This is a genomic window from Stenotrophomonas rhizophila, assembly GCF_020857975.1.
Classification (GTDB): domain Bacteria; phylum Pseudomonadota; class Gammaproteobacteria; order Xanthomonadales; family Xanthomonadaceae; genus Stenotrophomonas; species Stenotrophomonas rhizophila_C.
The window spans coordinates 1-11,482 of the sequence record NZ_JACWUO010000036.1; the positions used below are offsets into that span (position 1 = coordinate 1).

General features: G+C 69.9%; 9 protein-coding genes. 5 read left to right on the forward strand and 4 right to left on the reverse strand.

The genetic code is table 11. From position 1 onward, the window contains the following. Together IC535_RS18545 and IC535_RS18550 are read left to right on the forward strand one after the other, a co-directional pair. Nucleotides 1-189: hypothetical protein (locus IC535_RS18545; protein WP_228958706.1), on the forward strand; the 189-nt coding region annotated here is incomplete at its 5' end. Between the two features lie 381 nt (nt 190-570). Beyond that, nucleotides 571-1,236: a hypothetical protein gene (locus IC535_RS18550; protein WP_228887715.1), complete on the forward strand. Its 666-nt coding sequence runs from the start codon at nt 571-573 to the stop codon at nt 1,234-1,236. A 15-nt stretch (nt 1,237-1,251) separates the two neighbouring features. Here IC535_RS18550 and waaA read toward each other — a convergent pair whose 3' ends face one another. Further along, entirely contained in the window at nt 1,252-2,550 is a 1,299-nt protein-coding gene (waaA, locus tag IC535_RS18555) for a lipid IV(A) 3-deoxy-D-manno-octulosonic acid transferase (RefSeq protein WP_228887716.1), read from the reverse strand. Nucleotides 2,551-2,647: 97 nt separating this feature from the next. Here waaA and IC535_RS18560 point away from each other — a divergent pair, with 97 nt between their 5' ends. Next, a complete protein-coding gene (locus IC535_RS18560; RefSeq protein ID WP_228887717.1) occupies nt 2,648-3,568 on the forward strand; it encodes an LpxL/LpxP family Kdo(2)-lipid IV(A) lauroyl/palmitoleoyl acyltransferase in 921 nt (306 codons plus the stop codon). Nucleotides 3,569-3,642: 74 nt separating this feature from the next. Here the strand turns inward: IC535_RS18560 and IC535_RS18565 are convergent, their stop codons facing one another. From IC535_RS18565 to IC535_RS18575, 3 genes are read right to left on the reverse strand one after another with little or no spacing between them, the layout of a single operon-like run. Further along, nucleotides 3,643-5,013 (reverse strand): O-antigen ligase family protein, encoded by a 1,371-nt coding sequence (locus tag IC535_RS18565; protein ID WP_429000420.1) that lies wholly within the window; start codon nt 5,011-5,013, stop codon nt 3,643-3,645. Further along, entirely contained in the window at nt 4,976-6,088 is a 1,113-nt protein-coding gene (locus IC535_RS18570) for a glycosyltransferase (RefSeq protein WP_228887718.1), read from the reverse strand. Before IC535_RS18570 ends, IC535_RS18565 begins: the two co-directional genes overlap by 38 nt. Nucleotides 6,089-6,104: 16 nt before the next feature. Continuing rightward, on the reverse strand, nt 6,105-6,302 hold the full coding sequence (locus IC535_RS18575; protein WP_228887719.1) for a zinc-finger domain-containing protein: 198 nt from the start codon (nt 6,300-6,302) through the stop codon (nt 6,105-6,107). Between the two features lie 383 nt (nt 6,303-6,685). Here IC535_RS18575 and IC535_RS18580 point away from each other — a divergent pair, with 383 nt between their 5' ends. Then, complete coding sequence (locus tag IC535_RS18580) at nt 6,686-10,036, forward strand: GH92 family glycosyl hydrolase (protein WP_228887720.1); 3,351 nt, start codon at nt 6,686-6,688, stop codon at nt 10,034-10,036. Between the two features lie 89 nt (nt 10,037-10,125). After that, nucleotides 10,126-10,821 carry a basic secretory family protein gene (locus IC535_RS18585; RefSeq protein WP_228887721.1) on the forward strand — a complete coding sequence of 232 codons (696 nt, stop codon included), beginning with the start codon at nt 10,126-10,128 and terminating at the stop codon, nt 10,819-10,821. Nucleotides 10,822-11,482: the final 661 nt, after the last annotated feature.

Here is an 11,482-nt window from a genome sequence, read left to right on the forward strand (position 1 = left end):
CTGTTGCTGTTGCTGTTGCTGTTGCTGTTGCTGTTGCTGTTGCTGTTGCTGTTGCTGTTGCTGTTGCTGTTGCTGTTTCTGTTGCTGTTTCTGTTGCTGTTTCTGTTGATCTTGATCTTGATCTACCTCCCCCTTGGAGCGAGCCGAGCATCGCAGTGGCAGCGGGGGCGAAGAGGCGCGGGTGTCTGAGCGTAGCGAGTTCCGCGCCGTCCCCCGATGACGCGAGAAGCGCAGGGCACCGGCGGGCGCAGCCCGACGGCGAGCGGACGGGGGCGTGTTCTTTGGTTACTTTCTTGCACGAGCAAGAAAGTGACTCGCGCCCCGAAGGGGCACGAAACGCTTTTGAAGTCATCCGCGAAGCGGAAACAATACCAATACCAATGCATCTGTATCGACCCTCGATACCTTCGTATGCAAACGCCCAAATGCGCTTGACCGCTGCGCGCAGCCTGTCCACCATCCGCCCCGCCGCATCGGTTGTTCGTTGCGGCCAAGGCCGTCAGCGTCGATCGCGGCGCACTACCCCGACGCGCGCATCGCTGCCGTTTTCGATCTGGATGGAGAGAGCCCATGTTCCATTGCCGTGTCCTGGTCCCATTGCTGTTGAGCACGGCCCTGCTGCCCTTGGACACCCACGCCGCGGCCAGCCTGCTGGTCGACGACGCCGGCATTACCGATGCCGGCCATTGCCAGCTGGAGAGCTGGGTGCGCCACACCAAGGCCGGCCTGCACGGTACGGCGGTGCCGGCGTGCACGCTGGCCGGCACCGAGTGGTCGCTGGGATTGAACCGCGCCCCCGCCACGCCCGGCATCGCGTGGGCGGCCGGCGCCAAGCGCGTGCTGATCGCGCAGGATCAACGCCGCTGGGGGTTGGCCCTCAGTGCCGGGCTAGGTGGCAGCCGGCACCTGCCAGGCACCGACTGGAACCTCAACGTGCCGCTGACGCTCGGCCTGGACGCGCAGGACCGCGTGCAGCTGCATCTCAACCTTGGCCTGGCCCGCGAGAACGGCATCGGCGGGCACACCGACGGCATCGGCCTGCAGATCGCCCTGCAGGGGCGATGGTCATTGCTGGCCGAGGTCGCCCACTATGCCGCGCGCGACCGCGGCATGCAGGTGGGGTTGCGCCGCGTGCTGTGGCCCGGCGCCAGCCTGGACCTGTTCGGCGGCCGCCAGCGGTCCTCGGGCCAGGGCCACTGGGTCACGCTGGGATTCAATATCGCCGCACCGCCGTGAGCCGGTGGCCGGCGCTCACTGCACCGGCGGCGGCAGGTGCGGGGCGATCAGCGCCACGGTGCGCTCCAGCGCGCCGCGGCCATTGCTGACCAGCGCGCAGCCGGCGCGGGCCATGTCTTCGCGGGCCGCGTCATCGCGCAGCAGGTCCAGCAGCGCATCGCCGACGCCCTGGGCATCCTCGGCGATCACCACCGCACCGGCTTCGCGCATGCGCCGCGAAATTTCGGCGAAGTTGTGCAGGTGCGGGCCGGTCACCGTGGCGGTGCCCATCGCCGCCGGCTCCAGCAGGTTGTGCCCGCCGATCGCCTGCAGGCTGCCACCGACGAAGGCCACCTGGGCGCAGCCATAGAACGACATCAGCTCGCCCAGCGTATCGATCACGAACACATCGGTATCGGCCTGCGGCCACTGCTGCTGGCGGCGCGTGGCCACGTTCCAGCCCTGCTCGCGGGCCAGGGCTTCCACCCGCGCAAACCGCTCGGGGTGGCGTGGCGCCCACAGCAGCAACAGCCCGGGCACCGCCGTACGCAGCCGGCGATGCAGTTCGATGGTGGCCTGCTCCTCGCCTTCGTGGGTGCTGGCGGCGATCCAGACCGGCCGCGCGGCAGGCACCTGCGCATGGAAGTGCGCGATGAAGGCCTGCACGTTGGGCGTGGCGATGTCGAACTTGAGGTTGCCCAGCGGCTGCACCTGGCCGGGCAGCGCGCCCAGCTGCAGAAAGCGCTCGGCATCATCGGCCGACTGCGCCGCCACGCAGGTCACCGTGCGCAGCGCGCGGCCGATCAACGGGCGCAGCAGGCGGTAGCCACGCAGCGAACGCGCCGACAAGCGTGCATTGAGGATGTACACCGGGATGCCGCGGTCGCGGCAGCCGAACAGCAGGTTCGGCCACAGCTCGGTTTCCAGGATCAGCGCCAGGCTGGGCTTGAAATGGCCCAGGAAGCGGCCGACGCTGCCGGGCACGTCGTAGGGCAGGTAGACATGGTCCACCGCATCGCCCCACAGCGCGCGCACCCGCTCCGAACCGGTCGGAGTGATGGTGGTGACCACCCAGCGGATGTCCGGGCGCAGCTTGCGCAGCGCGTTGACCAGCGGCGCGGCCGCGTTGACCTCGCCGACCGACACCGCGTGCACCCACACCCGCGGCTGGCCGCTGGGGTGCGGATAGGACGCATAGCGTTCATCCCAGCGCCGGAAGTACTCGCGCACCCGGAAACCCCGCCACACCAGGTGGTACACGGTGATCGGCAGCAGCAGGTACAGCACGGCCGAGTACAGGCCGCGCAGGATCCATTCGACAGGGCTTCTACGCATGCGCAGAGGATACGGGAGCGGCGCGGCGAAGACACGCCGTGCCAGCGTGACGGCCGGCGCCGGGACGCACCGGGGTGCATCCATTAGAATCGACGACATGTCCGATACCGCCTCCACCGCCACCCGCCCCTCCCTGCGCGATCCGCGCCACTGGCCGATGTTCGCCGTGATGCTGGGCGCCTTCGCCATCGCCCGCCTGCCGTGGATGCTGCAGCGCGCGCTGGGCCGCGGGGTGGGCACGGTGGCCTACCGGCTGGCCGGCAGCCGCCGGCGCGCGGCCGAGGTCAACCTGAAGCTGTGCTTCCCCGAGAAGGACGATGCCTGGCGTCAGCGCCTGCTGCGCGACAGCTTCGACGCTCTGGGCGTGGGCATCTTCGAGTTCGCCCGGGCCTGGTGGGGCAGCATCGACAGCATCCGCCCGCAGGTGCGGATCGAGGGCCTGGAGCACCTCAAGGCCATGCAGGCGCAGGGCCGCGGCGTGCTGCTGGTATCGGGCCACTTCATGACCCTGGAAATGTGCGGGCGCCTGCTGTGCGACCACGTCGAGCTGTCGGGCATGTACCGCAGGCACCGCAACCCGGTCTACGAATGGGCGGTGAAGTTCGGCCGGCTGCGCTATGCCAAGGCGATGTTCGCCAACGAGGATATCCGCGCCAGCGTGCGCCACCTCAAGAAGGGCGGCTTCCTGTGGTATGCGCCCGACCAGGACATGCGCGGCAAGGACACCGTGTTCGTGCCGTTCTTCGGCCACACCGCCTCGACCATCACCGCCACCCACCAGCTGGCGCGGATGACCGGCTGTGCGGTAATTCCGTATTTCCACCGCCGCGAAGGCGGAAAGTACTTCCTGAAGATCGGCGCGCCGCTGGATAACTTCCCCAGCGAAGACGTGGCCGCCGACACCACCCGGGTCAACAAGGCGATCGAGGACATGGTCCGCGAAGCGCCCGACCAGTACCTGTGGATCCACCGGCGTTTCAAGCGCCAGCCCGGCGGCCGCAGCGACTTCTACCGGTAGGTACCGACCGTTGGTCGGTACGGGCATCGCGCACGTGTGATCCGGTCCGGGCACTCACGACCAACGGTCGTGAGCTACCGACCAACCGTCGATACGCTGGCGGTCTGCGCCTCGTCCCTGGCCAGCAGACTGCCCGCATACAACGCGGCCAGCAGCAGGGTCAGCCCGCCCCAGAAAGTGGAATAGAACGCCAGGTGGGTATTCAACGGGAAGACCGTTACCGCCAGTGCCAGCATTGCCGGCCGTGCGCGTTCGCGCGCCGGCAGCTCGGCGAAGCGCCAGGCGCGCCATGCCTGCGCTGCTGCGGCCAGCCACAGCAGCAGGCCCAGCACCCCGGTTTCGGCCAGGATTTCCAGCACGATCTGGTGCGCATGCAGGGCCGGGCCCTCCCCCCACACGTCGGCGCCGGCGGCGTGGTTGCAGGCCGGGTACGCATCGCGGAAACCGCGCGCGCCGACCCCGTTGACCGGGTGCGCGGCGATCATGCAGCCCGCCGCCGCCCAGATCCGGCTGCGCCCGGACAAGGCCTGGTTGAGGCCCTCGCTGCCGCCCTGCTGCCAGGCCATGGCGGTGCGCGCCAGGCGCTCGCGCACCTGCGGCACGCCCACCCCCAGCCCCACCGCGATCACCGCGCCCAGCGCCAGGCTGGCCAGGGCCGCGCGCGTGCCCAGCAGCCAGCGCGCGGAAAACACCAGTACCAGCGCATAGCTGAGCCAGGCCGCGCGCGAACCGGCCAGTACCAGCACCACCCCGACCAGTACCGCTGCCAGGCCCCAGGCCCACACCCCGCCGCGCCGGGCGGCGGCGAACAGCAGGAACGGGGACAGGCTGGCCAGCACCTGGCCGAACTTGAGGTTGCACGGCCCCAGCACGCCGCTGAGGCGGTCGGCAGCCGCAGCTTCCTGCGCCGTGCACAGGCCGTGGCCACTGACCGCCCACTTGAGCTGGTCCAGCGACCAGAACAGCGCGCTGCTGCCCGACACCGCCTGCCCCAGCGCATCCAGCGTCCATGCCGCGGTGATCAGCGCCAGGCCGCCCAGGGTCAGGCGGCGCCGCTGCGGCGTGGCCACCGCAATGGCCACCAGCCACATGAAGGGCAGATAGCGCAGCCCGGCGGCGGCCTTGCGCCAGGCCGTGGCCGGGTCGATCGCATCGAAGGCGGAAAATGCCTGCGGCAGCCAATAGCCCAGGAACAGGATGCTGGTCAGCGCCCAGGCCGGCGCGCTCAGCAGCCGCTGCTTGCCCTGCAGGCGCAGCTGCACCATGCACACCGCGGCATACAACGCACCGAGCACCAGCACGCTTTCGGCCACGCCGGGCAACGGCCATAGCGCGACGAAGGCGATCACCCACCACGGTGCCCAGCGCCCGGCACGGGACGCCGGCGAACCGGGCACGCAGGCCGGGTCAGCCGGCGAGGGAGGTGTAGAGCTGGAGGGTGTCACGCTGCATCGCCTGCAAGGTAAACGGGATCCGCGATGGCAATGCCGGCGGTTGCTGCAGCAATTGCAACGCGCGCGCCAGCAAGGCCTGGTCATCATGCAAGGGTACCGCGCCGGAAGGCTGCAGCTGCGCCAGCAGCTCGCCAACCCCGCCATGGTTCCAGCCCAGTACAGGCCGGCCCACCGACAACGCCTCCAGCACGGTGCGCCCGAACGCTTCGGCCTTGTCCGACACCTGCAGCACCAGGTCGCTGGCCGCATAGGCCTGGGCGATGCGGGCGGTCGGCGCGGTCATCAGCAGCGCCTCGGACACCCCCAGCGTGCGGGCCAGTGCGTCCAGTTCGGCGACATAGCTTTCGCGCCCCGGCTCGCGGGTGCCGGGCATCCACAGCCGCGCCGGCACGCCAGCCGCATGCAGCCCGGCCAGCAGCGCCAGCGCATGGCGGTGGCCCTTGAGGCGGGTACCGCGCCCGGGCAGCAGCAGCAGCGGCGCGCTGCCGGCCAGGGTCGGGTGCTGGCTGGCCACCGCCAGGCGCGCGCGCCGGTCCTGGCGCGGCACGCGCGGGAACTGCGCCACGTCCACCCCGCGCGGAATCACCTGCAGACGCTGCGCGGGCACCCCGGGGTAATGGGCCTGGACGAAATCGCGCACGCTGTTGGACACGCAGATCACCCGCTCGCCGCTGGTCATCACCGCGCTGTAGCGGCCCGGCGTATTGAGCCCGTGCACGGTGGTCACCCAGTGCGGGCGCTGCGCCGCCGGCAGGTTGCGCAGCGCATACAACCCCAGCCAGGCCGGCAGCCGCGAGCGGGCATGGACGATGTCCGGGGCCACTTCCAGGAACAGGCGGCGCAGGCTGAGCACATGGCGCAGGGTCAGCAGCGATTTGCGCCCGATATCCAGGGTGAGGTGCTCGGCGCCGCTGGCCAGCAGCGGTTCGACCAGGCGCCCACCGGCGGACACGACAATGGCCCGGTGGCCGGCGGCAACCAGGGCGGAGGCGATCTCAAGGGTGGAACGTTCGACCCCGCCGGAGTGCAGCGCCGGCAGCAGCTGCACCACGGTCAACCGGCGCATCAACGCGGGCCGCGGCTCAGTCGGCCAGCACGAACACGGCGCCGCAGTACGGGCACTTGGCTTCCCCGTTGGGCTCGTCTTCGATCGGCAGGTATACGCGCGGATGCGAGTTCCACAGCGCCATTTCCGGGGTCGGGCAGCTCAGCGGCAGGTCGGCGCGATGCGCGGTGTAGCGCTTCTCGGCGTTGGCGGGCGCAGTGGCGGTATGGCTCATGGCGTGGACACACAAAGGAATTGCGAAGGTGTCGATTCTAGCATCCGCCGCCGGCGCAGCAGTGCCCCGGCCCGCCCCATGCGGCAACCGGCAGGCCCGGTGCCCAGCCACGCCATCGGTCCTTTTAAATCGATCCAAAACGACTGTCAATCGGCAGCGCAACATGCCGGTTTCCCGCATTTGGATCGAACTAAATGGCACTTGCCAGCATCGCCACGGCTGTTGCAGCATCGGACCGTTTCCAATCCCGTCCCGATCGCATGGCCCGCCCCCACCGGACCGGCATCGCCCACCCGCCCGCCAGGGTGGCCGGGGTGATGCTGTCTGCCGTGGTCGCCGATGCGGGCGTTGCCCGCCGCCTGCCCCTCTCCGGGAGTCCCCGCATGACCGTGTCCGCTCCGCGCCCCACCCGCCCCGCCCTGCTGCCGTTCGCCCTGGCACTGGCCTGCGCCACGCTGGCCATGCCCGCGTTCGGCCAGGCCCTGCAGACCTCCTTCGAGCCGGGCCAGCCAACCCCGCTGGGCGGCACGCAGGGCTTGCAGGTGCAGGTCGGCAGCGGTCCGCGCGCGCCCTATGCGGCCAAGCCCGGGGTGGGCTACAGCGGCCTGCACGCACTGCACTACGCCAGTGCCGGCGGCCGCCAGCAACGGCGGCTGTTCGACACCGACCTGGCGATCCAGGCCGACACCACGCTGAGCTGGCTGGTGCTGCCGGAAATCGTCGGCACCGATACGCAGGCCTCCACCTACGTGTCGCTGGACCTGCTGCTGGACGACGGCAGCCGGGTTTCAGCCACTACCGCGCGCGACCAGCATGGCATCGCGCTGGGCGCGGCCGCGCAGGGTGACTCCAAGACGCTGTACCCGCAGCAATGGGCACGCAAGGCCGTGCGCCTGGGCGATGTGCCGGCGCTGCGCGGCCGCCGCGTGGTGGCCGTGGAACTGGATGTGGCCAGCCAGGCCGGCACGCCCACGTCGGGCTGGATCGACGATGTACGCCTGGACGCGCAGCCGCGCGGCACCGCGCAGCGCCCGTCGGACTGGGTGCTGACTACCCGCGGCACCCAGGCCAACGGCACCTTCTCGCGCGGCAACAACTTCCCCGCCACCGCAGTGCCGCACGGCTTCAACTTCTGGACCCCGGTGACCGATGCCGGCGCGCTGAACTGGCTGTACCGCTGGAACGAGCAGAACAATGCCGACAACCGGCCGCAGCTGCAGGCCCTGGCGCTGAGCCACCAGCCCAGTCCGTGGATGGGCGACCGCCAGACCTTCCAGGTGATGCCGTCCAGCCGCCGCGGCGTGCCCGAGGCCGACCGCGCCAAGCGCGCGCTGTCGTTCTCGCGCGACAACGAACTGGCACGGCCGTACCGCTACCAGGTGCGCTTCGACAACGGCATCGACGCGGCGATCGCCCCGACCGACCACGCCGCGCTGTTCCGCTTCAGCTTCCCCGCCGACGGCGATGCCAACCTGCTGTTCGACAATGTCGATGCACGCGGCGGGCTGGCCCTGGACGCGGCCACCCAGACCCTGTCCGGCTACACCGACACGCGCAGCGGCCTGTCCAACGGCGCCACCCGCATGTACGTGGTGGCCAGCTTCGACAAGCCCTGGCGCAGCAGCGGACGGATCGACAGCGGCCGCCCCACCGGCTACATCAAGTTCGATCCGGGCAGCGACCGCCAGGTCAACATGCGCATCGCCACCTCGCTGATCTCCGTCGAGCAGGCCCGCCACAACCTGGCGCTGGAACTGGCCGCCGACGACACCCTGGAACGCGTGGCCGCACGTGCGCAGGATGCGTGGGATGCGCGGCTGGCCCCGTTCGAGATCGGCGACGCCAGCGACGACCAGAAGACCACGCTGTATTCCAGCCTGTACCGGCTGTACCTGTACCCCAACTCCGGCCACGAGAACGCCGGCAGCAATGCCGCGCCGGACTGGCGCTACGCCAGCCAAGCCAGTGCCGCCGAGGACAACACCGACGGCAGCGCTACGCGCAGCTTCGCCCCGGTGCGCGATGGCAAGGTGTACGTCAACAACGGCTTCTGGGACACCTTCCGCACCACTTGGCCGGCCTATGCGCTGTTCACCCCCGACGATGCCGGTGCGCTGGTACAGGGCTTCCTGGAGCAGTACCGCGCCGGCGGCTGGGTGGCGCGCTGGTCATCGCCCGGTTATGCCGATCTGATGGTGGGCACCAGTTCGGATGTGGCCTTTGCCGATGCGTGGCTGAAGGGCATCGGCGGCTTCGATCCGGAAGAGGCCTACGCGGCGGCGTTGAAGAACGCCACCGTGGTGCCGCCGGACCGCCATGTGGGGCGCAAGGGCATGGACCGGTCCACCTTCCGCGGCTACGCCAGTGCCGACGTGCACGAAGGCATGTCGTGGACGATGGAAGGCGCACTCAACGACTTCGGCATCGCCAACATGGCCCAGGCCCTGGCCAAGCGTGCCACCAGCGCCGCCGCACGTGAACGCTATGCCACCGAGGCCGACTACTTCGGCCATCGCGCCGGTACCTACGCCACGTTGTTCGACCCGGCCGCCGGGTTCTTCCAGGGCCGCACCGCCGACGGCAGTTGGCGCCTGGCCGCCAAGGACTATGACCCGCGCGTGTGGGGCCACGACTACACCGAGAGCAACGGCTGGACCTTCGCCTTTACCGCCGCGCACGACGGCGAGGGCCTGGCCGGGCTGTATGGCGGCCGCGCCCAGTTGGCCGCCAAACTCGACACCTTCTTCGCCACCCCGGAAACCGCCGATCCCGCCTTCGCCGGCTCCTACGGCGGCACCATCCACGAGATGACCGAAGCGCGCGACGTGCGCATGGGCATGTACGCGCACAGCAACCAGCCGGCCCACCACATCCCGTGGATGTACCTGTACGCCGGGCAGCCGTGGAAGACCCAGCGGCACGTGCGCGAGATCCTGTCGCGGCTGTACCTGGGCAGCGAGATCGGCCAGGGCTACCCCGGCGATGAGGACAACGGCGAGACCTCGGCGTGGTACGTGCTGGCCTCGCTGGGCCTGTATCCGTTGCGCATGGGCGCGCCCGAATATGCGATCGGCTCGCCGCTGTTCGGCCACGCCAGGGTGACCCTGCAGGGTGGCGCGGTACTGACCGTCAACGCCGCCGGCAATTCGCGCGAGAACGTCTATGTGCAGTCGTTGAAGATCAACGGCAAGCCCTGGTCCAAGACCTGGGTGCCGCACGAGGTGATCGCCAAGGGCGCCACGCTGGACTTCGTTATGGGGCCCAAGCCCTCGACCTGGGGCAGCGGCCCGGACGATGCACCGCGCTCGCTCACCGCGCGCGGCCAGCGCCCTGCCCTGCTGCATGACCTGCTGGGCAGCGGCGCACGCGCGCAGCTCGCCGACGGCCGCGCGGTGCCGGCCCTGCTGGACGACGATGCCGCCACGACGGTGCCGGTGGGCGCAGGCACGGTGGTGTTCAGCGGGGTGAGCGATGGCGTGCCGGCGATGTACACGTTGACCAGTGGCAACGGCGCGATCGGCGGCGGTGCGTGGACGCTGGAAGCGCGCCGCGCTGGCGGCCGCTGGGTCACGCTGGACGAACGCCGCGGCGAGGACTTTGCCTGGGCGCTGCAGACCCGGCCGTTCGCCATCAGCAAACCCGCCCGCTACGCCGAGTACCGGCTGCGCATTGCCGGGCCGGGGCGGATGCAGTTGGCCGAGGTGGAGCTGCTGGCACCGATGGGGGAGCGGTGAGAATGGGCATGAGTGGTTTTCTGAAGCGGGCTGCGGCCTGGATCGTCGGGAGCCGGCCAGCGGCCGGCGCTACCCGGACGCGTGTGCCGATGGCTACCTGGAGCCGGCCAGCGGCCGGCACTACCGTGTTGTTGGGGGCGCTGGTGGTGTTCGATGCTGCTGCGTTCGAGGCAAACCAGCAGCGTGAGGGGGTGACGCTGGCCTACAGCGATCCGGCCGATGCGCTGGCCGCCCCGATGCGCACGCGCATCATCGACACGTTCTTTGCCGCGTATGTGCGCGAGCGCGCCGACTTCCATCCCGGTGCGCCGTCGCAGGTGCGGATCGTGATCGACCCGGGCTACGACGGCATCGCCTTCGTCGGCGAAGGCAAGGGCGCGGCCACCATCACCATCAATCCGGGCTGGCTGGCCAAGCATCCCGATGACATCGACCTGGTCACCCACGAGGCCATGCACATCGTGCAGGGCTACCCCGAATACGCCAATGAACGTGTGCCGGGCTGGCTGGTGGAAGGCATTGCCGACTACGCCCGTGACCGCTACGGCCGGGAAAATGCGGCCGCTGGCTGGGCGTTGCCAACGACGGTGAAGGACGGGCAGAACTTCGACAGCGGCTACCGGGTTACCGGTGCGTTCCTGAAGTGGAGCCAGGCGCGGCATCCGGGATTGGTGAAGGCGCTGGATGGCGCGCTGCGCGAGGGACGCTATACGCCGGCGCTGTGGCAGGCCCGCACCGGGCTGGCGTTGCCGGCGTTGTGGGCGGCCTACGTGCAGGCGCGTTGATGCGGTCGGCGCCTGCCGTAGCGCGCTGCCTTGCGATCAGGCGTTCGGAGGAGCCGGCCAGCGGCCGGCACTACCGGGTTCATTTATCGGGGTGGTGCATCGGGTCGCCGGTGACCACGTCGAAGCCGGGGGCGCACTGCTTCCACAGCGCTGGTAGGTACCGACCGTTGGTTGGTACGGCGTTGCGGGCCGGTACGCTGGCTCAGCGCGCGCCTACCAGGCCGGCGTACAGCGCGAACAACTGCTGGAAATAGCGTTTCGTCGCTCGATTGCGCATGACATCGCTCCGGGGCTGGTCATTGGGGGGTCTGGTCGGGCCCAGGGCGGCGGGAGCCAGTGGCCCACCGCCGCGGCCGGGCCGCGTGGGAGTATTGGGCCTTTGGCAGGTTGCAGGGTGGTGACGAGCGGGCTACCGGAGTATTGATCGGCGACGTAGCAATCGGCGTAGATCCACGCCATGCGTGGAGACCGCGCGCAGCGCGGCCCAAGCGTCCAGGCTTCCGGCATCGACGCGTGGCGGGTTCTGGCCGAGGTTGAAACCAGGCAGAAGACCGCCCGCGGGGTGCATGGCCGCCGGGCGAAAGCATCCACGCATGGCGTGGATCTTATCTCTTGCCGATCTGGCATTTTAGGTGCCGAGAGCCCGGCGTGGGCGACCGTG